The sequence below is a fragment of the Streptomyces sp. NPDC050534 genome (genome assembly GCF_044457745.1).
In the GTDB taxonomy this organism is placed as follows: domain Bacteria; phylum Actinomycetota; class Actinomycetes; order Streptomycetales; family Streptomycetaceae; genus Streptomyces.
In genome coordinates this window covers 235,868-260,404 of the sequence record NZ_JBITHF010000013.1, presented here as the reverse complement: position 1 = coordinate 260,404, position 24,537 = coordinate 235,868, and the positions used below count along the sequence as shown (strand labels likewise).

Annotated in this window: 23 protein-coding genes and 1 riboswitch; of the genes, 18 read left to right on the top strand and 5 right to left on the bottom strand. The window is 69.7% G+C overall.

Translation table 11 applies throughout. The features are described from left to right. The 3 genes from ACIBN2_RS36585 to ACIBN2_RS36575 form a co-directional block, all read left to right on the top strand. Positions 1 to 723 (top strand): cbb3-type cytochrome c oxidase subunit I (locus ACIBN2_RS36585; protein WP_399141027.1); only part of this gene is annotated, 723 nt, incomplete at its 5' end. Further along, entirely contained in the window at positions 720 to 1,118 is a 399-nt protein-coding gene (locus tag ACIBN2_RS36580; RefSeq protein ID WP_399141025.1) for a cytochrome c oxidase subunit 4, read from the top strand. The genes ACIBN2_RS36585 and ACIBN2_RS36580, both read left to right, overlap by 4 nt. Before the next feature lie 131 nt (positions 1,119 to 1,249). Further along, on the top strand, positions 1,250 to 2,509 hold the full coding sequence (locus tag ACIBN2_RS36575) for an Ig-like domain-containing protein (RefSeq protein WP_399141023.1): 1,260 nt from the start codon (positions 1,250 to 1,252) through the stop codon (positions 2,507 to 2,509). Positions 2,510 to 2,553: 44 nt separating this feature from the next. Here the strand turns inward: ACIBN2_RS36575 and ACIBN2_RS36570 are convergent, their stop codons facing one another. Further along, the gene (locus tag ACIBN2_RS36570) at positions 2,554 to 2,958 is read right to left on the bottom strand and encodes a hypothetical protein (RefSeq protein WP_399141021.1); all 405 of its coding nucleotides are present in this window, start codon (positions 2,956 to 2,958) and stop codon (positions 2,554 to 2,556) included. 145 nt (positions 2,959 to 3,103) lie between these two features. Here ACIBN2_RS36570 and ACIBN2_RS36565 point away from each other — a divergent pair, with 145 nt between their 5' ends. The 6 genes from ACIBN2_RS36565 (at position 3,104) to ACIBN2_RS36540 (ending at position 10,229) form a co-directional block, all read left to right on the top strand. Then, positions 3,104 to 3,724: a heme-copper oxidase subunit III gene (locus tag ACIBN2_RS36565; RefSeq protein ID WP_384266476.1), complete on the top strand. Its 621-nt coding sequence runs from the start codon at positions 3,104 to 3,106 to the stop codon at positions 3,722 to 3,724. An 80-nt stretch (positions 3,725 to 3,804) separates the two neighbouring features. After that, positions 3,805 to 4,614: a c-type cytochrome gene (locus ACIBN2_RS36560; RefSeq protein ID WP_399141019.1), complete on the top strand. Its 810-nt coding sequence runs from the start codon at positions 3,805 to 3,807 to the stop codon at positions 4,612 to 4,614. Continuing rightward, the gene (locus ACIBN2_RS36555; RefSeq protein WP_399141017.1) at positions 4,611 to 5,666 is read left to right on the top strand and encodes a Rieske 2Fe-2S domain-containing protein; all 1,056 of its coding nucleotides are present in this window, start codon (positions 4,611 to 4,613) and stop codon (positions 5,664 to 5,666) included. Before ACIBN2_RS36560 ends, ACIBN2_RS36555 begins: the two co-directional genes overlap by 4 nt. Further along, the gene (locus tag ACIBN2_RS36550) at positions 5,663 to 7,297 is read left to right on the top strand and encodes a cytochrome bc complex cytochrome b subunit (RefSeq protein WP_399141015.1); all 1,635 of its coding nucleotides are present in this window, start codon (positions 5,663 to 5,665) and stop codon (positions 7,295 to 7,297) included. Before ACIBN2_RS36555 ends, ACIBN2_RS36550 begins: the two co-directional genes overlap by 4 nt. A 122-nt stretch (positions 7,298 to 7,419) precedes the next feature. Next, positions 7,420 to 8,484, top strand: coding sequence for an anthranilate phosphoribosyltransferase (gene trpD / locus ACIBN2_RS36545; protein WP_399141014.1), 1,065 nt, complete (start codon positions 7,420 to 7,422; stop codon positions 8,482 to 8,484). Positions 8,485 to 8,571: 87 nt separating this feature from the next. After that, positions 8,572 to 8,688, top strand: a riboswitch (SAM riboswitch). A gap of 164 nt (positions 8,689 to 8,852) precedes the next feature. Continuing rightward, complete coding sequence (locus ACIBN2_RS36540) at positions 8,853 to 10,229, top strand: aminotransferase class V-fold PLP-dependent enzyme (protein ID WP_399141012.1); 1,377 nt, start codon at positions 8,853 to 8,855, stop codon at positions 10,227 to 10,229. Between the two features lie 51 nt (positions 10,230 to 10,280). Here the strand turns inward: ACIBN2_RS36540 and ACIBN2_RS36535 are convergent, their stop codons facing one another. After that, positions 10,281 to 10,562, bottom strand: a complete 282-nt coding sequence (locus ACIBN2_RS36535; RefSeq protein WP_266512878.1) for an Lrp/AsnC family transcriptional regulator — start codon at positions 10,560 to 10,562, stop codon at positions 10,281 to 10,283. Beyond that, positions 10,559 to 11,293: a rhomboid family intramembrane serine protease gene (locus ACIBN2_RS36530; protein ID WP_399141010.1), complete on the bottom strand. Its 735-nt coding sequence runs from the start codon at positions 11,291 to 11,293 to the stop codon at positions 10,559 to 10,561. The genes ACIBN2_RS36535 and ACIBN2_RS36530 overlap by 4 nt, the downstream gene beginning before the upstream one ends. Before the next feature lie 166 nt (positions 11,294 to 11,459). Between ACIBN2_RS36530 and ACIBN2_RS36525 the strand changes: the two genes are divergently transcribed. From ACIBN2_RS36525 to ACIBN2_RS36505, 5 genes are all read left to right on the top strand, one after another. After that, complete coding sequence (locus ACIBN2_RS36525; protein ID WP_399141008.1) at positions 11,460 to 11,699, top strand: hypothetical protein; 240 nt, start codon at positions 11,460 to 11,462, stop codon at positions 11,697 to 11,699. 34 nt (positions 11,700 to 11,733) lie between these two features. After that, positions 11,734 to 13,077 carry an NYN domain-containing protein gene (locus ACIBN2_RS36520; protein ID WP_399141006.1) on the top strand — a complete coding sequence of 448 codons (1,344 nt, stop codon included), beginning with the start codon at positions 11,734 to 11,736 and terminating at the stop codon, positions 13,075 to 13,077. Between the two features lie 223 nt (positions 13,078 to 13,300). Continuing rightward, positions 13,301 to 14,335 (top strand): NlpC/P60 family protein, encoded by a 1,035-nt coding sequence (locus tag ACIBN2_RS36515; RefSeq protein WP_399141049.1) that lies wholly within the window; start codon positions 13,301 to 13,303, stop codon positions 14,333 to 14,335. A gap of 237 nt (positions 14,336 to 14,572) precedes the next feature. Beyond that, complete coding sequence (locus ACIBN2_RS36510; RefSeq protein WP_399141005.1) at positions 14,573 to 15,589, top strand: NlpC/P60 family protein; 1,017 nt, start codon at positions 14,573 to 14,575, stop codon at positions 15,587 to 15,589. 66 nt (positions 15,590 to 15,655) lie between these two features. Further along, positions 15,656 to 16,813 carry a hypothetical protein gene (locus tag ACIBN2_RS36505; RefSeq protein WP_399141048.1) on the top strand — a complete coding sequence of 386 codons (1,158 nt, stop codon included), beginning with the start codon at positions 15,656 to 15,658 and terminating at the stop codon, positions 16,811 to 16,813. Positions 16,814 to 16,831: 18 nt separating this feature from the next. Here the strand turns inward: ACIBN2_RS36505 and ACIBN2_RS36500 are convergent, their stop codons facing one another. Continuing rightward, entirely contained in the window at positions 16,832 to 18,061 is a 1,230-nt protein-coding gene (locus ACIBN2_RS36500) for a glycosyltransferase 87 family protein (RefSeq protein ID WP_399141004.1), read from the bottom strand. A gap of 139 nt (positions 18,062 to 18,200) precedes the next feature. Between ACIBN2_RS36500 and ACIBN2_RS36495 the strand changes: the two genes are divergently transcribed. Together ACIBN2_RS36495 and ACIBN2_RS36490 are read left to right on the top strand one after the other, a co-directional pair. Beyond that, positions 18,201 to 19,343, top strand: a complete 1,143-nt coding sequence (locus ACIBN2_RS36495) for a glycosyltransferase family 4 protein (protein WP_399141002.1) — start codon at positions 18,201 to 18,203, stop codon at positions 19,341 to 19,343. Positions 19,344 to 19,384: 41 nt separating this feature from the next. Then, positions 19,385 to 21,025, top strand: a complete 1,641-nt coding sequence (locus ACIBN2_RS36490; RefSeq protein ID WP_399141000.1) for a GMC oxidoreductase — start codon at positions 19,385 to 19,387, stop codon at positions 21,023 to 21,025. Positions 21,026 to 21,044: 19 nt separating this feature from the next. Here ACIBN2_RS36490 and ACIBN2_RS36485 read toward each other — a convergent pair whose 3' ends face one another. Continuing rightward, positions 21,045 to 22,841, bottom strand: a complete 1,797-nt coding sequence (locus tag ACIBN2_RS36485) for an AMP-dependent synthetase/ligase (RefSeq protein WP_399140998.1) — start codon at positions 22,839 to 22,841, stop codon at positions 21,045 to 21,047. A gap of 336 nt (positions 22,842 to 23,177) precedes the next feature. Between ACIBN2_RS36485 and ACIBN2_RS36480 the strand changes: the two genes are divergently transcribed. Next, positions 23,178 to 23,933, top strand: a complete 756-nt coding sequence (locus ACIBN2_RS36480) for a metallophosphoesterase (RefSeq protein ID WP_399141046.1) — start codon at positions 23,178 to 23,180, stop codon at positions 23,931 to 23,933. Positions 23,934 to 24,059: 126 nt separating this feature from the next. Beyond that, positions 24,060 to 24,503 (top strand): SRPBCC family protein, encoded by a 444-nt coding sequence (locus ACIBN2_RS36475; protein ID WP_399140997.1) that lies wholly within the window; start codon positions 24,060 to 24,062, stop codon positions 24,501 to 24,503. Positions 24,504 to 24,537 lie beyond the last annotated feature (34 nt).

The window sequence follows — 24,537 nt, the reverse complement described above, 5'->3', positions numbered from 1 at the left end:
GTACCCACCGGCGTGAAGTTCTTCAACTGGATCGGCACCATGTGGAAGGGGTCACTGAGCTTCGAGACCCCGATGCTCTGGGCGACCGGCTTCCTGATCACCTTCACCTTCGGTGGTCTGACCGGTGTCATCCTGGCCTCGCCGCCGCTGGACTTCCACGTCTCCGACTCGTACTTCGTGGTGGCGCACTTCCACTACGTCGTCTTCGGCACCGTGGTGTTCGCGATGTTCTCCGGCTTCCACTTCTGGTGGCCGAAGATGACCGGCAAGATGCTCGACGAGCGCCTGGGCAAGATGACGTTCTGGATGCTGTTCGTCGGCTTCCACGGCACCTTCCTGGTCCAGCACTGGCTGGGCGTGGAGGGCATGCCCCGGCGTTACGCGGACTACCTCGCGGCCGACGGCTTCACCGCCCTGAACACGGTCTCGACGATCTCCTCGTTCCTGCTCGGTCTGTCGATCCTGCCGTTCCTCTACAACGTGTGGAAGACGGCGAAGTACGGCAAGAAGGTCGAGGTCGACGACCCGTGGGGCTACGGCCGCTCCCTGGAGTGGGCGACGTCCTGCCCGCCGCCGCGGCACAACTTCCTCACCCTGCCGCGGATCCGCAGCGAATCCCCGGCGTTCGACCTGCACCACCCTGAGATCGCCGCTCTCGACCAGCTCGAGAACGCGCCGCACGGTGACCACGCTCTGGCTGGTGGCAAGGAGGCCGGGAAGTGAAGATCCAGGGCAAGATGTTCATGTGGCTGAGCTTCTTCCTCCTCGTCATGGCGGTCGTCTATGGCGTGTGGTCGAAGGAGCCGGCCGGTACCACCGCGCTCTTCCTGGCGTTCGGCCTGAGCATCATGGTCGGCTTCTACCTGGGCTTCACCGCCCGGCGGGTCGACGCGGGTGCCATGGACAACCGGGAGGCGGACGTCGCGGACGACGCCGGCGAGGTCGGGTTCTTCAGCCCGCACAGCTGGCAGCCGCTCGCCCTCGGTTTCGGTGGCGCGCTGGCCTTCCTGTCGATCGCGATCGGCTGGTGGCTGCTCTACTTCTCGGCGCCGATCATCATGGTCGGCCTGTACGGCTGGGTCTTCGAGTACTACCGCGGTGAGAACCGCACCCAGTAGCACGCGCCGAGCGCACCAGAGCCCGGACACTCCGTCAGGAGCGTCCGGGCTCCTGCTTTTGCCGCAATTACGTTCCCTCGAACGAGTTACCCGGCGCGCCGTACTTGACGGATCTCCATAGCGTCGGAGGCATGAACCACTCTCCGCGCACCCGCACCGTTGCCGGCTGCACGCTGCTGGTGATCGCCCTTGGCGCGGGCGGCACCGCTTGCAGCAGCGGCGGCAGCCCGCTGACCGACAAGCCGTACGACGCGACGGACCAGATCTCCTTCAACGGCCTCTCCGAGGACGGCAGCAAGGCGGATCCCGACAAGCCCCTGGAAGTCACGGCCCACGACGACGACCGGATCACGGACGTCACCGCCACGGACGCCACAGGCCGCTCTGTGACGGGCGAACTCTCCACCGACGGCTCCCGGTGGCACAGCACCTCCCCGCTCGCCGCGAACGCCCACTACACGGTGCAGGTGAGCACGGAGGACGAGGACGGGGCGCCGGGGCGCAAGGTCCTCTCCTTCGACACCACCAAGCCCACCACCAAGAAGCGACTGAGCGTGACGTTCGGGCCCAAGTCGGGCACGTACGGCGTCGGTCAGCCGATCACCGCCGAACTGGACAAGCCCGTCAAGGACAAGGCGCAGCGGGCCCTGGTCGAGCGGGCGTTGCGGGTGGACTCCGTGCCCGCCGTGCAGGGCGCCTGGCACTGGGTTGACGACAAGGAACTCCACTACCGCCCCAAGGAGTACTGGCCCGCCCACGCCACCGTCCAGGTGCACAGCAACCTCGACGGCGTCAAGGTCGGCGACCGCCTGTGGGGTGCGAAGAGCAAGCCGCTGAAGCTCACCATCGGGGACAGCATCGTCGCCGTCACGGACGCGGCCTCGCACTCGCTGACGGTCTACAAGAACGGCGAGGACATCAACGAGATCCCCGTCACCACCGGCAAGCCCGGCTTCGAGACCCGCAACGGCGTCAAGGTCGTGCTGGGCAAGGAGTACTTCGTACGCATGCGCAGTACCACCGTCGGCATCGCCGCGGGCAGTTCGGACTCCTACGACCTGCCCGTCTACTACGCGACCCGGCTGACCTGGAGCGGCGAGTACGTCCACGCCGCCCCCTGGTCCGTCGGCTCACAGGGCTACGCCAACGTCAGCCACGGCTGCACCGGCATGAGCACCAGCAACGCCGAGTGGTTCTTCAACACCGTCCACGAGGGCGACGTGGTGAAGGTCGTCAACTCCGACGGCGACACCATGGAGCCCTTCGGCAACGGCTTCGGGGACTGGAACCTCTCCTGGAAGAACTGGCGCACGGGCAGCGCGCTGGTCGCCGGCACCCCGGACGCCCCCACCCCGGCGGAGCAGGCGAGGCTGCGGCCAGAGAGCGTGTGAGCCCGCGTGCGGGCAGCCGCCCCCGGGACGGCTGCCCCGAGCGGCTAGGCGCTCTGCTGAAGGCTCTTGCGCCGCAGGAGCGAGGCCAGCGCGGAGGCGAACTCCACCGGGTCCACCGGCAGCGTCACAGCCGCGTCCGCGCGGCTCCAGGTCGCCAGCCACGCGTCCTGCGGCCGGCCGATCAGCAGCAGCACCGGCGGGCAGTTGAACACCTCGTCCTTGATCTGCCGGCAGACACCCATGCCCCCCATGGGCACGGACTCGCCGTCCAGGACGCAGACGTCGATCCCGCCCTTGTCCAGCTCCGTCACGACGGCCGCGGGCGTCGCGCACTCCACGAACTCGACCACGGGAACGTCGGGAGCGGGCCTTCGCCCGGTGGCCAACCGGACCTGTTCGCGGGTGTTGGAGTCGTCGCTGTAGACCAGCACCGTGGCGGTCGGCTGCATTGTTCCTCCGAGACGTCAGCGTCGTACGGGAAGGCCCGTTGCGGCGGATGTTACTCCGTTCAACACCACGTCAACACTGGTATGGACGGCAGCAACACTCCGAACGGCACCCCCCGGAGTGAGGGCGGGATAAGCGACCGACATAATGTCGGACGTGGCGACAGCAACGACAGTAGATACCGGGCACGCGCACCCGTCGGTCAACCGGCCGAACCTCACCAGCGTCGGAACCATCATCTGGCTGAGTTCCGAGCTGATGTTCTTCGCGGCCCTCTTCGCGATGTACTTCACCCTGCGATCGGTGACCGGTCCGGATCACTGGAAGGAGATGGCGAGCCATCTCAACCTTCCGTTCTCCGCGACCAACACCACGATCCTGGTGCTCTCCTCCCTCACCTGCCAGCTCGGCGTCTTCGCCGCCGAGCGCGGGGACGTGAAGAAGCTCCGGGGCTGGTTCATCGTCACCTTCGTGATGGGTGCGATCTTCATCGGCGGTCAGATCTTCGAGTACACGGAGCTGGTGAAGAAGGACGGGCTCTCCCTGTCCTCCGACCCGTACGGCTCGGTGTTCTACCTGACCACCGGGTTCCACGGCATGCACGTGACGGGCGGCCTCATCGCCTTCCTGTTCGTCCTCGGCCGTACGTACGCGGCCAAGAGGTTCACCCACGAGCAGGCGACCGCGGCCATCGTCGTGTCCTACTACTGGCACTTCGTCGATGTCGTGTGGATCGGCCTCTTCGCCACGATCTACCTGATCAAGTAGCCGGGCCCGTCCCGCGCGTGCGCCGTAGGGCGCACACCACACAAGCATCGACGCAGAAGATCCTGACACCGGGGTAATCCGTGAAAAAGCTCTCCGCACGACGACGCCATCCGATGGCGGCGCTCGTCGTCCTACTCCTCGCGCTGGCATGCACCGGGGGGCTGTACGCCGTGTTCGCGCCCGCGAGCAAGGCGCAGGCCGACGTAGCTGCCCAGTCTCTCGCCATCGACGAGGGCAAGAAGCTCTTCTCCGTCGGCTGCGCTTCCTGCCACGGAACCGGCGGTCAGGGCACCTCCGACGGTCCGAGCCTCGTGGGCGTGGGCAGCGCGGCCGTCGACTTCCAGGTCGGCACCGGCCGTATGCCGGCCCAGCAGCCGGGCGCGCAGGTCCCGAAGAAGAAGGTCGTCTACACACAGGGCGAGATCGACCAGCTCGCGGCGTACGTCGCCTCGCTGGGCGCCGGCCCGACCGTGCCGACCAAGGACCAGTACGGCCCCGAGGGTGCCGACATCGCCAAGGGCGGTGAACTGTTCCGCACCAACTGCGCGCAGTGCCACAACTTCACCGGCAAGGGCGGTGCGCTGACCCACGGCAAATTCGCGCCGGACCTCAACGGTGTCGACCCGAAGCACATCTACGAGGCCATGCAGACCGGCCCGCAGAACATGCCTTCGTTCCCCGACACCACGCTGACGGAGCAGAACAAGAAGGACATCATCGCGTACCTCCACGCGGTCAACGGAGACGACACCGAGAGCCCCGGCGGCCTTGAGCTGGGCGGACTCGGCCCGGTCTCCGAGGGCCTGTTCGCCTGGATCTTCGGACTCGGCGCGCTGATCGCCGTCGCCGTTTGGGTCGCCGCTCGGACCGCAAAGGCCAAGAAGTCATGAGTAGCCAAGACATTCCAGAAGAGAACCTGCCCGCTGAGCAGGACGCGTACGGCGCCGTAAGCGTCGCGGACGAGAAGGACCCGTTCGCGGACCCCGGTCTGCCGCCCCACGAGCACCGGGTGCAGGACATCGACGAGCGGGCCGCCAAGCGGTCCGAGCGTGTGGTGGCCATGCTGTTCACGGTGTCCATGCTCGCCACGGTCGGCTTCATCGCCTCGTACGTGGCGATCCCGCACGACAAGGCGATCTACGTCTTCCCGATCGGCCACATCAACGCGCTGAACTTCGCGCTGGGTCTGACCCTGGGCCTCGCGCTGTTCGCGATCGGCGCGGGCGCGGTCCACTGGGCCCGCACCCTGATGTCCGACTTGGAGATCGCCGACGAGCGTCACCCCATCGAGGCCTCGCCCGAGGTCAAGGCCAAGGTGATGGACGACTTCCGGCAGGGTGCCAAGGAGTCCGCGCTCGGCCGCCGCAAGCTGATCCGCAACACGATGCTCGGCGCGATGGCCCTGTTCCCGCTCTCCGGCGTCATGCTGCTGCGTGACCTCGGCCCGCTGCCCGGGACCAAGCTCCGCCACACGCTGTGGTCCAAGGGCAAGCTGCTCGTCAACATGAACACGAACGAGCCGCTGCGTCCCTCGGACGTCGCCGTCGGCTCGCTCACCTTCGTCAAGCCCGAGGGCCTGGAGGAGCACGACGAGGACTTCCAGACCCAGATCGCCAAGGCGGCCGTGATGATCGTCCGGATCCAGCCGGACAACATCAAGGACAAGCGCGAGCTCGAGTGGTCGCACGAGGGCATCGTCGCGTACTCGAAGATCTGCACCCACGTCGGTTGCCCGATCTCGCTGTACGAGCAGCAGACGCACCACGTGCTGTGCCCCTGCCACCAGTCCACCTTCGACCTCTCCGACGGTGCCCGGGTGATCTTCGGCCCCGCCGGCCACGCCCTGCCGCAACTGCGCATCGGCGTGAACGACGAGGGCTACCTCGAGGCGCTCGGCGACTTCGAAGAGCCCGTCGGTCCTGCATTCTGGGAGCGCGGATGAGCACCAACGACACCACCGCGGCACGCCGCGGAAAGGCGCCGGCCGGCGAGCGCGTCGCCGACTGGGCGGACGGCCGCCTCGGGATCTACTCCCTGGCCAAGTCCAACATGCGCAAGATCTTCCCCGACCACTGGTCGTTCATGTTGGGTGAGGTCTGCCTCTACAGCTTCATCATCATCATCCTCACGGGTGTGTACCTGACCCTGTTCTTCCACCCGTCGATGAACGAGGTGGTCTACCACGGCAGCTACATCCCGCTGCAGGGCCAGATGATGTCCGAGGCCTTCAACTCGACCCTGCACATCTCGTTCGACGTGCGCGGTGGCCTGCTGATCCGGCAGATCCACCACTGGGCCGCGCTGATCTTCCTCGCGGGCATGTTCGTGCACATGATGCGTGTGTTCTTCACCGGCGCGTTCCGCAAGCCGCGTGAGGTCAACTGGCTGTTCGGCTTCCTGCTGCTCGTCCTGGGCATGTTCACCGGCTTCACCGGTTACTCGCTCCCGGACGACCTGCTCTCCGGCACCGGTGTCCGCTTCATGGAGGGCGCGATCCTGTCCGTGCCGGTCGTCGGCACGTACCTGTCGATGTTCCTCTTCGGTGGCGAGTTCCCGGGCGGCGACTTCGTGGCCCGCTTCTACTCGATCCACATCCTGCTGCTGCCGGGCATCATGCTCGGTCTGCTGGTCGGCCACCTGATCCTGGTCTTCTACCACAAGCACACGCAGTTCGCGGGTCCCGGACGTACGAACAACAACGTCGTGGGCATGCCGCTGCTGCCGGTGTACATGGCCAAGGCCGGAGGCTTCTTCTTCCTGGTCTTCGGTGTCATCGCGGCCATCGCGGCGATCGCCTCGATCAACCCGATCTGGGCCATCGGCCCCTACCGTCCGGACCAGGTGTCCACCGGCGCCCAGCCCGACTGGTACATGGGCTTCTCCGAGGGCCTGATCCGTGTCATGCCGGGCTGGGAGATCAACGCGTGGGGCCACACGCTCGTCCTGGGCGTGTTCATCCCGCTGGTGGTCTTCCCGCTGGTCCTGGTCGCGATCGCGGTCTACCCGTTCGTCGAGTCCTGGGTCACCGGCGACCGGCGCGAGCACCACATCCTGGACCGTCCGCGCAACGCCCCGACGCGTACCGCGTTCGGTGCCGCGTGGGTCTCGTGGTACTTCGTGCTGATGATCGGTGGCGGCAACGACCTGTGGGCCACGCACTTCCACCTGTCGATCAACGCGATCACCTGGTTCGTGCGTATCGGCTTCTTCGTGGTGCCGGTCCTGGTGTTCATCGCCACCAAGCGGGTCTGCCTGGGCCTGCAGCGCCGCGACAAGGACAAGGTGCTGCACGGCCGCGAGTCGGGCATCATCAAGCGCCTGCCGCACGGTGAGTTCATCGAGGTCCACGAGCCGCTCAGCCAGGACGCGCTGCACACGCTCACGGCGCACGAGCAGTACAAGCCGGCCGAGATCGGCCCGACGACCGACGAGAACGGCGTCGAGCGCAAGGTGAAGGGCTCCGAGAAGCTGCGCGCCAAGCTCAGCGAGGCGTACTTCGGCGACGAGTCCCAGATCCCGAAGCCGACCGTCGAGGAGTACAAGGAGATCACGAGCGGCCACGGCCACCACTGATCGCCCAGGCGTCGCCACGCCACACGAAGGGCCCTGTCCGGTGTTCGGACGGGGCCCTTTGCCATGCCTTCCGGCTGGATAGGGTGGGGTCACACTCTTCTACGACACCCAGGAGCGGCCTTATGAGCGCTGTGACCCCCGCTGGAGGCGACACCGCGGCGGGCCGTTCCTGGCCCGAGGTGCTGAACGCCCTGCTGTACGGCCGCGACCAGAGCTCCGACGCGACGGCCTGGGCGATGGACCAGATCATGCGCGGCGAGGCGACGGACGCGCAGATCGCGGGCTTCGTCGTGGCCCTGCGCGCCAAGGGCGAGACGGTCGAGGAGATCACCGGTCTCGTGCGGACCATGTACGAGCACGCCAAGGTGATCGAGGTACCGGGGCGGACGGTGGACATCGTCGGCACCGGCGGCGACGGCGCCAAGACCGTCAACATCTCCACCATGTCGGCGATCGTCGTCGCCGGCGCGGGCGCCACGGTCGTCAAGCACGGCAACCGCGCCGCGTCCTCGGCGTCCGGTGCCTCGGACGTCCTGGAGAAGCTCGGCGTCAATCTGGAGCTGACCCCGCAGCGGGTGGCCGAGGTGGCGCAGGAAGCGGGGATCACCTTCTGCTTCGCCGTCAAGTTCCACCCGGCACTGCGTCATGCCGGTGCCGCGCGCGGCCAGTTGGCCATCCGCACGGTGTTCAACATCCTCGGCCCGCTGACCAACCCCGCCCGGGTGCGGGCCCAGGCGGTCGGTGTCGCCGATCCGCGGATGGCGCCGGTCGTAGCGGGCGTCTTCGCCGAACGCGGCAACTCCTCCCTGGTCTTCCGCGGGGACGACGGACTGGACGAGCTGACCACCACGGCCACCTCCCGGGTGTGGATCGTCCGCGACGGCAAGGTCACCGAGGAGACCTTCGACCCCCGTGAGGTCGGCATCGAGCTGGTGCCGGTCGAGGCGCTGCGCGGCGGCGACCCGTCGTACAACGCCGAGGTGGCCCGCAGGCTTCTCGACGGCGAGCAGGGTCCCGTGCGGGAGGCCGTACTGCTGAACTCGGCGGCCGCGCTCGTCGCGCTCGACCCGGGACCGGGGCCGCTCGCCGAGCAGATCCGCGCCGGGATGGCCAGGGCGGCGGAGTCGATCGACTCCGGCGCGGCCAAGCGGGCGCTGGAGCGCTGGGTGGCGGCCAGCAACGCGTAGGGCCGCTCCGAGCGGCAGCGGGATCGGGGTCCCGGCATCCGGACACGGGTTGCGGGACCGCGATCATTTCACGTACGTTCCTGTCCAGGTCATGAGTGACAGTCATGAGGCCCCGGCCGACTGTCCGGCAACCCTCCGTCCGTGGCGGGGTGCCCCGGGTGAGGACCAGGCCGTAGGCAGCGAGGTCTACGGCAAGCGCGGACCCCTCGCGAAACACCAGGGGTCCTGGTCGTCGAGGGAGCCCTCTGTGAGCAAGCGAATGCGATAGGGCGTCGAGCCCCGCCTCCGCGTACCCCTTTTCACCTTCTCCCGTGCTCGAGCCGTACCGCTCGCACGGTGAATCCGCTTACCCCTCACAGGAGTTCGCCATGTCTGTCTCCACCGCTGCCTGCGCCCAGTCCGTTTGTGCCCCGCTGCCCGTTCTGGGGCGGGATGTCACCGTCCCGCTGGTCACCGGTGGCGAGGTCACCTACGCGGCGCTCGACTACGCGGCCAGTGCGCCGGCCCTGCAGCGCGTCTGGGACGACGTGGCGGCCTACGCCCCGTACTACGGCAGCGTCCACCGGGGCGCCGGATACCTTTCCCAGCTGTCCACCGACCTGTTCGAGAACGCCCGCCGCACGGTCGCCGAGTTCCTGGGCTGCCGGTCCGACGACCAGCTGGTCTTCACCCGCTCGACCACGGACTCGCTGAACCTGCTCGCCCGTGCGCTCCCCGCCGGCTGCCAGGTCTTCGTCTTCGAGACCGAGCACCACGCCGGCCTGCTGCCCTGGCAGGACGCCGAGGTCACCTACCTCGACGCGCCGCGCACCCCGCAGCAGGCCGTGGCGACGCTGGAGCGCGCCCTCGCCGACCGCACCGCATCCGTTCAAGAGGGCCGCGGCCCGGCGCTGGTCTGCGTCACCGGCGCCTCCAACGTCACCGGCGAGCTGTGGCCGGTGCGCGAGCTGGCCGCCGCGGCGCACGCCCACGGCGCGCGGATCGTGCTGGACGCCGCGCAGCTGGCTCCGCACCACCCGGTCTCCGTGCGGGACCTCGACGTCGACTGGGTCGCCTTCTCCGGACACAAGCTGTACGCGCCCTTCGGCGCCGGTGTGCTGGCCGGCCGCGGCGACTGGCTGCGGGAGGCGGAGCCGTACCTGGCGGGCGGCGGCGCCAGCCGCAAGGTCACGCGGCGGGCGGACGGGGGAGTGGACGTGGAGTGGCACGACAGCGCCGCCCGGCACGAGGCCGGCTCCCCGAACGTGATCGGCGCCTACTCCATCGCCTCGGCCTGCAAGGCCCTGACCGAGGCGGGCTTCGACACCCTGGTCGCGCGCGAGGAGCAGCTGATCACGAAGGTCCGCGAGGGTCTTGCCGAGGTGCCGCAGATCAAGATCCTGTCCCTCTTCGGCGACGACGCCCCCCGGGTCGGCGTGCTCTCCTTCGTCGTCGAGGGCTGGAACAGCTCGCACTTCGCCGCCGCCCTCTCCGCCGAGTACGGCATCGGCGTCCGCGACGGCCTCTTCTGCGCCCACCCCTTGGTCCGCACCCTCCTGGGCAGCGACCCCCGGACGCAGGGCGAATGCGGCGCCCCCGAGGCCGCGCCCGGCGAGAAGTCCCTCAACGCCATCCGGGTCAGCTTCGGCGCCGGCACCCCCGACGAACACGTGGACCGGTTCGTCGCCGCGGTGAAGGAACTGGTCCGCGAGGGCGCCAAGTGGCAGTACCGCACGGAGGACGGCCGCTGCGTGCCGGCGGTCTGAGCGCGCTACGCCCGAAGGCGGTGTCCGTGAGCGGTCAGGAGGTCAAGGAGGTCAGGAGTCCAGGCCGATCGCGAACGCCGCCTCCAGGTCGTGCTGGGAGTAGGTGCGGAACGCGACGTGCGTGTCCGTGGCCTCCACGCCGGGGATCTTGCTGATGCTGCCCGGGATGACCTCGGCCAGGTCCTCGTGCTGCTTGACCCGGACCATGGCGATCAGGTCGTACGTGCCGGTGACCGAGAAGACCTCGCTCACGGACTCCAGCGCAGCGATCGACTCCGCGATCTCGGGGATCCGGTCCACGCTGGTCTTGATGAGGACGATCGCGGTGATCACGGCTGGTTCTCTCCCTCGGGGGCCGGAGCTGGGGCGGACTTCACTCTAGTCGTACGGCCGAACCTCACCCAGGCGTAGAGAAACCCCAGCCCGAAGCCCACCAGGTGGGCCAGGTACGCCACCCCCGGACCCTGGTCCGCGCGGCCCGCCGCCAGCCACTGCAGGGTCGCCCAGAACGGTAGGACGACCCACGCGGGGAAGCGCACGGGGAGGAAGAAGAGGAACGGGAGCAGGCTTGTGACCCTGGCCGCGGGGAACAGGTACAGAAACGCGCCCAGGACGGCGGAGATCGCCCCGGACGCCCCCACCAGCGACTGCTCGGAGGCGGAATTGGCGGCCGCGTACCCCAGCAGGGCCAGGTAGCCGCAGCCGAGGTAGAAGAGGGCGAACTCCGTGCGGCCCATCCGCTCCTCGGTCATCACGCCGAAGACGTAGAGGAAGAGCATGTTGCCGAGCAGGTGCACCCAGCTGCCGTGGACGAACAGGGCCGTGGCAGGGGTCAGGACGGCCCTGGGGGAGCCCTGGAACAGCTCGGCCGGAATCACCCCCCACCGGTGGAAGTACGCGCGCTGGGCGGCGAGCAGCGCGTCCCCGGAGCCGTAGGCCTGGTTCAGACCCGATGCCGGGGAGATCACGAAGACCAGGCAGCACAGGATGAGCAGCGTGTACGTGACGGGCGCCGAGGGGTACCGGCTCGTTCTGCTGACGGTCGGGCTCCGGTGGCTGATCATGGACACAGAGCATGACGTAAGGGGGCGCACTCGCACAGAACGCCTCGCCGCCGTGGACAGGCGGGCGGCGGGTCGCCGCCAGGCCGTAGGGTTACGGCCACACGCTCCAGGGAAGCTGGCGCGTCGCGGACAATAGACGGCCTAGAAGGAAAAGGTACAAGTCACGATGACGGTTCCCCTGCCGACCGCCTCGACACGGTGGCGCTGCACCCTCTGCGGCAACCTCACGCGGTTCGACGTGACCCGCTCGTCGAAGGTCGTCGAGTACATGCACCTCGATCTGGCCGGCGAGCCGAAGGTGGAGGAGCGCGAGGTGGTCAGTGAGACCATCGAGTCGGTGCGCTGCCGCTGGTGCAACGCGGTGGACCAGGTGGAACTCGTGGACAGGCCGGGCGCCGACTCCTGAGCGGAGCGGCCCCACAGGTAATGGGGTGTGACGGATGGCGGAGACCGCGGGCGGGGGGCCGGACGACGGCACCGCCGAGGTGCTTGACCGTCCGCTGGCCGACGGAGTGCGCCGCAGGGTCGTCCAGATCGTCTCGGACGGGTTCGGCGGGCTGACCGTCGTCGAGCTGCCCGCACAGCTCAGGCAGTACGCCCGCTTCACCCCCAGCCGCCGGGCCAAGTTCGCCGGCAACGCGATGGCGGCCGCGCTGGAGACCGATCCGCTCTTCCGGCAGCGGATCGGGGAGAAGCTCAGAGAGGCCCAGCCGGAGCTCGCCGGCGCTCTCGACTCCGGCTCGCCGCCCCCGGCCGCGGACCCGCTCGACGTGGCGGCCGCGGCCTACGTTCTGCGGCCCACCGGCTGGGTGAAGCTGGTGACCGCGGCCGGTGAGGAGGCCCAGCGGGCCGACGCCGAGCGCGCCGACGAGGAGAGCCGGGCCGAGCTGGAGCGGCTGCGCGAGGAGCTCGAGCGGGCCCGTGAGCAGACCCGGCTCGACACCGAGCGGCTGCGCACCGATCTGGACGCCGCCCGCAAGGAGGCCGACTCGGCGCACCGCAAGCTGCGTGCGGCCCTCAGCGACGTCAAGCGGGGCGAGGCGGCCCTGCGCAAGGCCCAGGGCGAGATGGACTCCGCGCGCGCCGAGGCGCAGGCGCAGGTGTCCGCCGCGGAGAGCGAGTCCCGGCGCCTGAAGGCGCGGCTCGGCGAGGCGGAGTCCGCCCTGGAGGCCACGCGCAGAGCGGCGCGCGAGGGGCGCAGTGTCGAGGACATGCGCGTGCGACTGCTTCTGGACACCCTGCTGGACGCGACCCAGGGACTGCGCCGGGAACTGGCGCTGCCACCCGTCTCCGTACGGCCCGCGGAGACCGTCGACGCGGTCGAACCGGGACGAATGACCCCGAAGGACATCGCAGCGCGGGCACTGTCCGAGAACGACCCTGCGATCCTGGACCAGTTGCTCGACCTGCCGCAGGCGCACCTGCTCGTCGACGGCTACAACGTCACCAAGACCGGCTATCCCCAAATGCCCCTGGAGAAGCAGCGGTTGAGGCTGCTCGGCCAGCTCTCGCAGCTCGCCGCGCAGACCGGTGCCGAGGTCACCTGTGTCTTCGACGGGGCCGAGCTGGTCGCACCGGTGCTGCTGGCGCCCCCGCGCGGCGTGCGGGTGCTGTTCTCCAAACCGGGCGTGACGGCCGACGAGTTGATCCGCCAGCTGGTGCGCGCCGAGCCGCCGGGGCGGCCCGTCATCGTCGCCTCCACCGACCGCGAGGTGGCCGACGGGGTGGCCAAGGCGGGTGCCCGGCCGATCGCCTCCGCCATGCTCCTGAAACGGCTTTCCTAGCGCGCTGTCCTGAAGGTCGAACTTCTAGGTTTAATGCCCGAATTGGCGGGATCGTCACGCAACGTAGTGTCAACCGCGCATCACCGCACGTGAGTTGTGTGTAAAGAATGCATGCTGTGACGAGATTTTGCTCCTGAGGATTTGATCTGATCACGATGAGGTCACTAGGGTCTGGCTCCGAACCTCCGAGCGGGTGATCACTCAGAAGAAGGAGTTCACCTTCGTGGCGACCCACCGTCGACCCAAGCAGCCGAGCCGTGCGCGCGTGACCGTGCTCACCACCGCCGCTGCTGCAGCCGTAGCCATCAGCGCCCAGGCCGCCAATGCCGCGCCCAGTGAGAAGCCCTCCAAGGACGAGGTCAAGGCGAAGGTCGACAAGCTGTACGAGGAGGCCGAGCAGGCCACCGAGAAGTACAACGGCGCCAAGGAGAAGCAGGAGAAGCTCCAGAAGGAGATCTCCACCATCCAGGACAACGTCGCCCGCGGCCAGGAGGAGCTCAACGAGCTCCGTGACTCCATAGGCATGGCGGCGGCCGCGCAGTACCGCTCCGGCAGCATCGACTCCTCCCTCCAGCTCTTCCTGTCGTCGAACCCGGACGACTACCTGGACAAGGCGTCCACCGCGGACCAGCTCAGCGCCCAGCAGGTCGAGGCGCTGAAGAAGATCCAGGAGAAGCAGCGCGAACTCGCCCAGGAGCGCTCCGAGGCGTCCGACAAGCTCAAGGACCTCGCCTCCACCCGCACCGAACTGGGCAAGAAGAAGAAGCAGGTCCAGAGCAAGCTCGCCGAGGCGCAGAAGCTGCTCAACACCCTGACGGCCGCCGAGAAGGCGGCGCTCGCCGCCGCGGACCAGCGCGCCAGCCGCTCCTCCGCCGAGCGCGTCGACCTCGGCAACACCGGCTCCGCCTCCGGCCGGGCCGCCGCGGCCTTCTCCGCCGCCCAGAGCCGGATAGGTTCGCCCTATGTCTACGGCGCCACCGGCCCCTCCTCCTTCGACTGCTCGGGCCTGACCTCCTGGGCCTACGCCCAGGCCGGCGTCTCCATACCGCGCACCTCCCAGGCCCAGGCCAACGCCGGTACGCGCATCTACAGCGAGAGCCAGCTCAAGGTCGGCGACCTCGTGCTCTTCTACGGCGACCTGCACCACATCGGCCTCTACGCCGGCAACGGCCAGGTGCTGCACGCCCCGCACACCGGGGCCGTGGTGCGCTACGAGTCGATCGCCAACATGCCGTTCCAGTTCGGCGTCCGGATCTGACACCCGGCACCGGAAGCCGGCATCAAGATCAGCACAACGTGCCGCCCGAACGGGCGAATTGCGTGAACCCGCACTGACCCCGCGCCCCGCCGATGACCTGCGTCAGCGGCGGGGCGTCACGTTGTGTTGCGCCGGAGGTCTTTGGCCGCCGCCCCGCCGCGGGGCTACTGTCTGCCGCGTTTCCTCGCTCCGGCGGGGAGGCAGTCCTTGTCGCCAGCGGAAGGAGCGCGGCTTCCCGTGGGGTCCCATCGCCGCCTTGCACCGACGTCCGGGTTCAACCGGGGCGCCGGCGCCGCCCTGTGTGTGCTCTCCGCCGCGGCCTCCGCCCTCGGCGCGCTCCCGGCCGCCGCCGCTCCGCACGACAACACCAAGGCCGAGGTGGACCGGCTCTACACGGAGGCCGAGAAGGCGACCGAGGCCTACAACAAGGCCGACGAGAACGCCGGCACGCTGCGCCGGCAGGTGAGCGACACGCAGGACCGCATCGCGCGGCAGCAGGACCGCATCAACACCATGCGGGATTCGCTCGGTTCGCTGGCCGGCGCCCAGTACCGCTCCGGCGGCATCGACCCGACCCTGGCCCTGCTGTTCTCCGACGACCCGGCCGACTACCTCGACAAGGCCGCCGCGCTCGACCGTATGAGCGCCCACCAGGCCGGCGAACTCAGGGACCTGCAGTCGGCGATGCGCGAGCTCTCCCAGGAGCGCGCCGAGGCGGTCCTGAAACTGGCCGACCTGGACAAGAGCCGCAAGGCGGTCGCCGCCCACAAGAAGACCGTCGAGAAGAAGCTCGCCAAGGCCCGCACCCTGCTCAACTCCCTTCCGTACGCGGCGCGTGCCGCCTACGACCGCGCCTCCCGGGACGCCCGCGGCGTCATCCCCGACTTCGGGAGCGCCCTGCCCGCCTCGGCCCGCGCGGCCGCCGCGATCGCCGCCGCCCGCTCAGTGCTCGGCATGCCGTACATCTGGGGCGCGTCCGGCCCCTCCGGCTTCGACTGCTCGGGCCTGATGCAGTGGTCGTACGCGCAGGCCGGCATCCATCTGCCGCGCACCTCGCAGGAGCAGCGGTACGCCGGCCGGCAGATCCCGCTCTCCGAGGCGCGCCCCGGCGACCTGATCGTCTACCGGTCCGACGCCAGCCATGTCGCGATGTACATGGGCAACGGCGAGGTGATCCACGCGCCCCACCCCGGCGCGGCCGTGCGCTACGACCCGGTGAACATGCTGCCGGTGTCCTCGGTCACCAGGGTCTGACCAACCGCCTTGATCGGCCTTACGATCGGGAAGGTGGCTGGTCGTAGGCGGGCGTCGGGATGCGCGATGGTGGCGCTCGTGCTGCTGCTCGTGTCCCTCGTGGGCTGCGGCGGGCCGTCCGCCGACGTCGCCGGGCGGGCCGATCTCCAGCGGGTCCTCGACCGCCGGTCCACCGCCGTCCTCGACCGCGACCGGGCGGCCTTCGCGAGGACGGGCGCGCCCGGCTGGTTCGAGAACCTGCGCGGGGTGCCGCTCGCCTCCTGGTCGTACCGGGTGACCGCGCTGCACGGCAGCGGCGGCAGGGCCACCGCCGACGCCGAACTGCGCTACCGCATCGAGGGCTACGACAACGCCCCCGTCACCGTCGGGCGCACCCTGACCCTCTCCAGGGACCGGGGCGGCCACTGGTACGTGGACGCCGACAAGCCGGCCAGGAAGTCCGCCCAGCAGCTGTGGGACCAGGGTCCGGTGACCGTCGTGCGCGGCCGGCACAGCATCGTCCTCGGCACCGGGCAGTCCAGCGAGGCGCTGCACACCTACGCCGACCTCGCGGACGACGCGGTGCCGAACGTGTCCAGGGTGTGGGGCCTGGACTGGACCGGGCACGTCGTGGTGCTCGTGCCGGGCTCGGTGGAGGGCATGGCGGGGCTGCTCGGCTCGCCCGCCTCCCAGTACCGCGGGATCGCGGCGGTCACCACCGGCGAGGTGGGCGGCCCGCCACAGGCGCCCGCGGACCGCATCGTCGTCAACCCGGACGCGTACGCCCTGCTCGGCCCCGTGGGCAAGCAGGTCGTGCTGACCCACGAGACCACCCATGTCGCCACCCGCGCCCACACCAACGCCGCCACCCCGCTGTGGCTGTCCGAGGGGTACGCCGACTGGATCGGCTATCTCAGTACCGACCGCACTCCGGCCGAGGCCGCGCCGGAGCTGGCGCGCGCGGTCGACGACGGGCACGTGCCGTCCCGTCTGCCGACCGACAAGGACTTCGGGTTCAGCGGCGACGCCACCAACCTCGCGCAGTCCTACGAGGGCGGCTGGCTGGCCTGCCGGCTGATCGCCGACCGGTGGGGCCAGGAGCGCCTCGGGAGGTTCTACCGTGCGGTCGGCGACCACCGGACGCGGGCGGGCTCGGTGGAGGACGCGATGAAGAAGGTCCTCGGCACGACACCGGACGACTTCACCCGGCAGTGGCAGGACTACCTGCGGACCGAACTCGGCTGATCCGGGCGGCCGATGGCCTCAGGAGGACGTCGAGGTCTCGCGCGTCCGGGTCGCCTGGGCCGGCAGCGGCGGCACGGGTTCGCGCGGGACCGTGGACCGCCACAGTTCCACGGCGGCGAGCAGGGCGGCGACGAGGAGCAGGCCGTTGCGCACGACGAGGAGGGTGATACCGAGGGTGTCGCTCATGACGACGTGCTGGAACCAGACGGGGAACTCCAGCACCGTCACGAAGGCGGCCGCGAGGACCAGCCCGACCGGCAGCCGCATCCGGCTGCCGCGGAAGCACAGGCAGACGGCCGCCGTGCCGACCAGCCAGACCATGTACTGCGGGCTGATCACCCGGCTGGTGGCCGTGAACATCAGCACCGCCACGAAGGCGGCGTCGGCGAGCGTGTTCGGCAGGAACCGCGTCGCCATCAGCCGCCACAGCAGCAGCCAGCCGAAGGCGATCCCGGTCAGGAACAGGGCGGCCGAGCTGACGAGGGTGACGTAGGGGCCGAGGAACTCCACCGAGCCGTAGTTCAGCAGCACCTGGCCGTTCCAGCCGAAGTGCCGGGCGACGTGGAAGACGAGGGAGCCCAGCGACTCCACCTCGGTGCCGCGGTTGCGCTGGAAGGTCACGAAGGCGAGCGAGCCCGGCATGGTCAGCGCGAACACCGCCGCGATCACGAGCGCGGTCGCCGCCGCCCACGCCCAGGCGCCGCGCCGGCGGGCGCCGACCAGCAGCAGCGCGGGCCACACCTTCAGCATCGCCCCGAAGGCCAGCAGGGCGCCCATCAGCCTCGGGCGCCGGGCGCCCGCGAGCAGCCCGGCCACGGCCACCGCGGTGACCATCACGTCGTAGCGGGCGTACACGGTCGGGCCGAGCAGCGGGACGCCCACCACCCACACCCAGGCGCCGCGCAGCGTCTTGCCGGGGCGCAGGCCCGCGTACAGAAGAAGCAGCAGCACGGCCAGATCGGCCAGGAAGGCGAGGACGAAGAAGGCCTTCGCGTACGACAGGAAGCCCAGCAGGGCGGGCGAGAGGATGGCCAGGGCGGCCGCGGGCGGGTACTGCCAGGTGACGTCGCTCTGCGGGAAGGTGCCGTGGCGCAGCGTCTCGTACCAGCCCTGGTAGAACACGGACACGTCGGTCGTGACGTCCGGGCCCGGGAAGACGAACACCCTGAAGACGAACAGCAGCAGCAACAGCCTGGTCAGGCCCCAGGTCGCCAGCAGCCCCGCCAGAGACCGCCTCGCCGCCGCCATGTCCACCGGTGCCCCCGTCCGCCCGTCTCCCCCGTGAGGAGTCACTCTTGAGGAGAACATGATGTCCTGCCCGGCTGTGTGCTTGCCATAAACGTGGCCGTGACGGGCCGTGGACGCCCGTTGGATAGGGTCGGCGGCGATGCACAAGACCCTGATCGTGACGAACGACTTCCCGCCCCGCCCGGGCGGCATCCAGGCGTTCCTGCACAACATGGCGCTGCGGCTGGACCCCGAGCGGCTCGTCGTCTACGCCTCCACCTGGAAGCGGAGCCGGGAGGGCGTGGAGGCGACGGCCGCCTTCGACGCCGAGCAGCCCTTCACCGTCGTACGCGACCGTACGACGATGCTGCTGCCCACGCCGGCGGCCACGCGCAGGGCCGTCGGTCTGCTGCGCGAGCACGGGTGCACGGCGGTGTGGTTCGGGGCGGCGGCGCCGCTCGGGCTGATGGCGCCGGCGCTCAGGACGGCGGGTGCCGAGCGGCTGGTGGCCACGACCCATGGGCACGAGGCCGGCTGGGCGCAGCTGCCCGCGGCGCGGCAGCTGCTGCGCCGGATCGGGGAGTCGACGGACACGATCACCTACCTCGGCGAGTACACGCGCTCGCGGATCGCCGCCGCGCTGACGCCGCAGGCGGCCGGGCGGATGGTGCAGCTGCCGCCGGGCGTCGACGAGAAGACCTTCCATCCGGAGTCGGGCGGCGACGCGGTCCGGGCGCGGCTGGGGCTGACGGACCGGCCGGTGGTCGTGTGCGTGTCCCGGCTGGTGCCGCGCAAGGGGCAGGACACCCTCATCCGCGCCATGCCCCGCATCCTGGCCGCCGAGCCGGAGGCGGTGCTGCTGATCGTCGGTGGGGGCCCGTACGAGAAGGACCTGCGCAGGCTGGCGCACGAGACCGGTGTGGCCGGCTCCGTGCGCTTCACGGGCGCGGTGCCCTGGTCGGAGCTGCCCGCGCACTACGGCGCCGGTGACGTCTTCGCGATGCCGTGCCGTACCCGCCGGGGCGGGCTCGACGTCGAGGGGCTCGGCATCGTCTACCTGGAGGCGTCGGCGACCGGGCTCCCGGTCGTCGCGGGCGACTCCGGCGGCGCCCCCGACGCCGTGCTCGACGGCGAGACCGGCTGGGTCGTGCGCGGCGGCTCCCCCGAGGAGGCCGCCGACCGGATCACCGTCCTGCTCGGCGACGCGGAACTGCGGCGCCGCATGGGGGAGCGGGGACGGGAGTGGGTCGAGGAGAAGTGGCGCTGGGACCTTTTGGCGGAGAAGTTGAAGACTCTTCTCTAGAGCCCCTAGGCGGAACCGGATAATCCGCCGATGCTGCGCGCATGACAGCAAAACTGATGCAGCGTCAGCTGACGAGACGTCAAATCCTGGGCGTGATAGCCCTCCAGACGGCCGCCGCGGCCGGTCTCACCCGCATCGGTCTGAAGTCCGCGCAGGCCGCCGAGGAGGCGGCCGCGGTCGACAACGCGCCCGCCATCGTGGTCGGTTCGGGATACGGCGGCGCCGTCGCCGCCCTCCGGCTCGGCCAGGCGGGCATCCGCACCCTGGTCCTGGAGATGGGCCGGCTGTGGAACACCGCCGGCTCCGACGGCAAGATCTTCTGCTCCACGGCCGCGCCGGACCAGCGCTCCATGTGGTTCCGCACCCGCACCGAGGCCCCGCTGGCCACGTTCCTGTGGCTGGACGTCGTCAACAAGGACATCACCCCCTACCCGGGCGTCCTGGACCGCGTGCACTTCGACAACATGTCGGTGTACGTGGGACGAGGCGTCGGCGGCGGCTCCCTGGTCAACGGCGGGATGGCGGTCACGCCCCTCCAGTCGTACTTCACCGAGCAGTTCCCCACCGTGGACGCCTCCGAGATGTACGCCACGTACTTCCCGCGCGCCCGTTCCATGCTCGGCGTCAACACCGTCGACCCCGCGTGGTTCGAGTCGACCGAGTGGTACCGGTTCACCCGGACCTCCCGGAAGGCCGCGGCGAACGCCGGCCTGAAGACCACCTTCGTGCCGAACGTCTACGACTTCGGCTACATGCAGCGCGAGGCGGCCGGCACGGCCACCAAGTCCGCGCTCGGGAAAGAGGTCATCTACGGCAACAACTACGGCAAGCGGAGCCTGGACAGGACGTATCTGGCCTCGGCGCTCGGCACCGGCAACGTCACCATCAACACCCTGGAGAAGGTGAAGGCCATCAGCCGGGCGGGCGACGGGAGTTGGCTGCTCACCGTCGACCGGATCGACACCACCGGCGCGGTCGTCGAGACCAAGCAGTACAACTGCACGTACCTCTTCCTCGGCGGCGGCAGCGTCGGCACCACCGAACTGCTGGTCCGGGCCCGCGACACCGGCGCCCTGCCCGCGCTGAACTCCGGTGTCGGCGCCGGCTGGGGCACCAACGGCAACACCATGCTCGGGCGCGCCAACCACATCTGGGACACCGTCGGCGCCGACCAGTCGACCATGCCGGTCATGGGCATCGACGACTGGGCCAACACCGCCAACCCCGTCTTCGCCGAGATCGCCCCGCTGCCCATCGGGTTCGAGACCTGGATCAGCCTCTATCTGGCGATCACCAAGAACCCGGAGCGGGCGACGTTCACGTACGACGCGGCGAGCGACGCGGTCCGGCTCGGCTGGAGCGCGGCGCAGAGCGCCGTCTCGGTGGCCATGGCCAAGAAGCTCTTCGACCGGATCAACGCGGCCAACGCCACGATCTACCGCTACGACCTGTTCGGGTCGTCGGGCAAGGTGTTCGCCGACGACTTCTGCTACCACCCGCTGGGCGGCTGCGTGCTGGGCAAGGCGACCGACGACTACGGCCGGGTGAAGGGCTATCCCAGGCTCTACGTCACCGACGGCTCGCTGGTGCCCGGATCGATCGGCGTGAACCCCTTCGTGACGATCACCGCGCTCGCCGAACGCACGATGGCGCGGGTCCTCGCCGAGGACACCGCGCCATGACGCACCGGGAGGAGGCGTACTACTTCGCGTAGATCGCCTCGATCTCGCCCGCGTAGTCCTTCGCCACCACGTTGCGCTTGAGCTTCAGCGAGGGCGTCAGGTGGCCCGACTCCTCCGTGAACTGGGAGGACAGAATGCGGAACTTCCGCACCGATTCCGCCTTCGACACCGCGGCGTTGCCGTCGTCGATCGCCGTCTGGATCGCGGCCAGCAGGTCGGGGTCCTCGCGCAGCGACGCCGCGGTGGAACCCGCCGGCTTGCCGTGCTCCTCGGCCCAGCGGCCCAGGAACTCGTCGTCGACGGTGACCAGCGCGCCCACGAACGGCCGCCCGTCGCCCACCACCATGCACTCCGCGACCAGCGCGTGCGCCCGGATGCGGTCCTCGATCACGGCCGGCGCGACGTTCTTGCCGCCCGCGGTGACGATGATCTCCTTCTTGCGGCCGGTGATCCTGAGGTAGCCGTCCTCGTCGAGGGTGCCGATGTCACCGGTGTGGAACCAGCCGTCGGTCAGCGCCTCGGCCGTGGCGCCCTCGTTGTTCCAGTAGCCCTTGAACAGGTGCTCGCCGTGCAGCAGCACCTCGCCGTCGTCCGCGATGCGGATCACCGAGCCCGGCAGCGGCTGGCCGACCGTGCCGATCTTGGTCCGGTCCCAGGGGTTGAAGGCGGTGGCCGCGCAGGACTCGGTCAGGCCGTAGCCCTCCAGGACCGTGAAGCCGATGCCGCGGAAGAAGTGACCCAGGCGCTCGCCCAGCGGGGCTCCGCCGGAGATGGCGTACTCGCCCCGGCCGCCGAGCACCGCGCGCAGTTTGCTGTAGACGAGCTTGTCGAACGTCTTGTGCTTGATCTTCAGGCCGAGCGAGGGGCCCGCGGGGGTGTCCAGCGCCTTGCTGTACGCGATGGCGGTGTCCGCGGCCTTGTCGAAGATCTTGCCCTTGCCGTCCGCCTGCGCCTTGGCGCGCGCCGAGTTGTAGACCTTCTCGAAGACGCGCGGGACGCCGAGGATCAGCGTCGGCCGGAACGACGCCAGTTCGTCGGTGAGGTTCTTGATGTCCGGGACGCAGCCGAGCTTGATCGGCGCCATCATCGGCGCGATCTGCACCAGGCGCCCGAAGACGTGCGCGAGCGGGAGGAACAGCAGGACCGAGCACTCGCCGGTGCGGAACAGGGGCCGCAGCCGCTCGACGATGTTGCCGCACTCGGCGAAGAAGCTGCGGTGGGTGAGCACACAGCCCTTGGGGCGGCCGGTGGTGCCGGAGGTGTAGACGATCGTCGCCGGGTCGTCCGCCCGCGCCAGCGAGCTGCGGTCCTCGACCATCCCTTCGGTGACGCCCTTGCCGAGGGTGCCCAGCTCCTCGAGCGCGCCGGCCTCGATCTGCCAGATGTGCTTGAGGGCGGGCAGCCGGTCGCGCACCGACTCGACGGCGGCCAGGTGATTGTCCATCTCCACGACGATCGCGGTGGCGCCCGAGTCGGAGAGGATCCACTGCACCTGCTCCGGCGAGCTGGTCTCGTAGACCGGGACGGTGATCGCGCCCGCGCACCAGATCGCGAAGTCCAGCAGCGTCCACTCGTACCGCGTGCGGGACATCAGGGCGACGCGGTCGCCGGGCTGGATACCGGAGGCGATGAGCCCCTTGGCGGCGGCGTGCACCTCGGTCAGGAAGGCCGCGGCCGTCACATCCTGCCAGGCGCCGCCCACCTTGCGGGCGATGACGGCGACATCGGGATGCTGCGCGGCGTTTCTCCGGACGATGTCGGTCAGATTGCCGTCCGCAGGGACCTCGTACAAAGCCGGAAGGCTGAACTCGCGCAAGACTGCTGCTCCTCATAGGGCGCCGGCGCCACGACGTTGTGTGATGCGACGGGGGTCCACGGCTCGGGCAGGTGCTCAGGTATTCAGAGGTTGAATTCCTGAGCACGACTGGACGGCCCGGACGTTACCCGCCGGTATGGCTTCTTCGACAGGGGGTTCCGGCGAGATGTTCGCTGCGTCACACAGGCTGGTGTTCCTTCGGGTACGGTAGTCCACCCGCTAACTGACTGGCCAGTAACCGCGGGGTCACCCGGCACTGTTCACGTAGACCGCACACGCTTACCCTTGATCGCCATGGCATCCACACCGGCCGGCAACCGCACCACACGTGTTCATGTGGTCAGCGACGTGCACGGCAACGCCCGTGACCTGGCCACGGCCGGCGAGGGTGCCGATGCCCTGATCTGCCTGGGTGACCTCGTCCTCTTCCTCGACTACGCCGACCACTCGCGCGGGATCTTCCCCGACCTGTTCGGCCGGGAGAACGCCGACCGCATCGTCGAGCTGCGTACCGCCCGCCGTTTCGAGGAGGCGCGGGAGTTCGGGGCCCGGCTGTGGCAGGGCGTCGGCTCCGACCGGGCCGCCGTGATCGAGCAGGCGGTGCGCAAGCAATACGCCGAGATGTTCGCCGCGTTCCCCAGTCCGACGTACGCGACCTACGGCAACGTCGACATGCCGCCCCTGTGGCGCGAGTACGCCGGGCCGGGCACACGGGTGCTCGACGGCGAGCGCGTGGAGATCGGCGGCCGGACCTTCGGCTTCGTGGGCGGCGGCCTCAAGTCCCCCATGCGCACTCCGTACGAGATCGATGACGAGGAGTACGCGGCGAAGCTCGAGACCGTCGGCGAGGTGGACGTGCTGTGCACGCACATCCCGCCGGAGGTGCCGGAGCTCGTCTACGACACGGTCGCGCGCCGCTTCGAGCGCGGCAGCCGGGCGCTCCTGGAGGCGATCCGCCGCACTCGCCCCCGGTACGCCCTCTTCGGCCATGTCCACCAGCCGCTGACGCGGCGGATGCGGATCGGGACGACGGAGTGTGTGAACGTCGGGCACTTCGCGGGGACCGGGAAGCCGTGGGCGCTGGAATGGTGAGGGAGCGGCCGGGCCGGAACGCAGGTGGGGGTGAAGTCCGGTACCCACGTGCGCGGTAGCCTTCACGCTGCACACACGTGCGCACGACGATCTCTCTACCGGCCCGCATCTGGAGGAGCCACAGCGATGGCGGAACACACCAGCTCGAGCATCACGATCGAGGCGGCACCGGCCGATGTCATGGGGGTGATCGCCGACTTCGCCCGGTATCCGGACTGGACCGGCGAGGTGAAGGAGGCGGAGGTCCTCGCGTCGGACGCGCAGGGCCGCGCCGAACAGGTCCGCCTCGTCATGGACGCCGGCGCGATCAAGGACGACCAGGTGCTGGCGTACACCTGGACCGGTGCGAACGAGGTCTCCTGGACGCTGGTCAAGTCCCAGATGCTGCGGTCGCTCGACGGCTCCTACATCCTGAAGCCGGCGGGGGCGGGCGGCACCGAGGTCACGTACCGGCTCACGGTGGACGTCAAGATCCCGATGCTGGGGATGATCAAGCGCAAGGCCGAGAAGGTCATCATCGACCGGGCGCTGGCCGGACTGAAGAAGCGGGTCGAGTCCGGCGAGAAGTAGGGCCGCGCGACCGCTGTGCCGGGCGCCGCTCGAA

Excerpts from the sequence above, each read along its gene's own strand:
- ACIBN2_RS36575 (WP_399141023.1), top strand. The coding sequence starts at position 1,250 with ATGAACCACTCTCCGCGCACCCGCACCGTTGCCGGCTGCACGCTGCTG.
- ACIBN2_RS36570 (WP_399141021.1), bottom strand. The coding sequence starts at position 2,958 with ATGCAGCCGACCGCCACGGTGCTGGTCTACAGCGACGACTCCAACACC.
- ACIBN2_RS36565 (WP_384266476.1), top strand. The coding sequence starts at position 3,104 with ATGTCGGACGTGGCGACAGCAACGACAGTAGATACCGGGCACGCGCAC.
- ACIBN2_RS36555 (WP_399141017.1), top strand. The coding sequence starts at position 4,611 with ATGAGTAGCCAAGACATTCCAGAAGAGAACCTGCCCGCTGAGCAGGAC.
- ACIBN2_RS36550 (WP_399141015.1), top strand. The coding sequence starts at position 5,663 with ATGAGCACCAACGACACCACCGCGGCACGCCGCGGAAAGGCGCCGGCC.
- trpD (WP_399141014.1), top strand. The coding sequence starts at position 7,420 with ATGAGCGCTGTGACCCCCGCTGGAGGCGACACCGCGGCGGGCCGTTCC.
- ACIBN2_RS36540 (WP_399141012.1), top strand. The coding sequence starts at position 8,853 with ATGTCTGTCTCCACCGCTGCCTGCGCCCAGTCCGTTTGTGCCCCGCTG.
- ACIBN2_RS36530 (WP_399141010.1), bottom strand. The coding sequence starts at position 11,293 with ATGATCAGCCACCGGAGCCCGACCGTCAGCAGAACGAGCCGGTACCCC.
- ACIBN2_RS36525 (WP_399141008.1), top strand. The coding sequence starts at position 11,460 with ATGACGGTTCCCCTGCCGACCGCCTCGACACGGTGGCGCTGCACCCTC.
- ACIBN2_RS36520 (WP_399141006.1), top strand. The coding sequence starts at position 11,734 with ATGGCGGAGACCGCGGGCGGGGGGCCGGACGACGGCACCGCCGAGGTG.
- ACIBN2_RS36505 (WP_399141048.1), top strand. The coding sequence starts at position 15,656 with ATGGTGGCGCTCGTGCTGCTGCTCGTGTCCCTCGTGGGCTGCGGCGGG.
- ACIBN2_RS36500 (WP_399141004.1), bottom strand. The coding sequence starts at position 18,061 with ATGGCGGCGGCGAGGCGGTCTCTGGCGGGGCTGCTGGCGACCTGGGGC.
- ACIBN2_RS36495 (WP_399141002.1), top strand. The coding sequence starts at position 18,201 with ATGCACAAGACCCTGATCGTGACGAACGACTTCCCGCCCCGCCCGGGC.
- ACIBN2_RS36490 (WP_399141000.1), top strand. The coding sequence starts at position 19,385 with ATGACAGCAAAACTGATGCAGCGTCAGCTGACGAGACGTCAAATCCTG.
- ACIBN2_RS36475 (WP_399140997.1), top strand. The coding sequence starts at position 24,060 with ATGGCGGAACACACCAGCTCGAGCATCACGATCGAGGCGGCACCGGCC.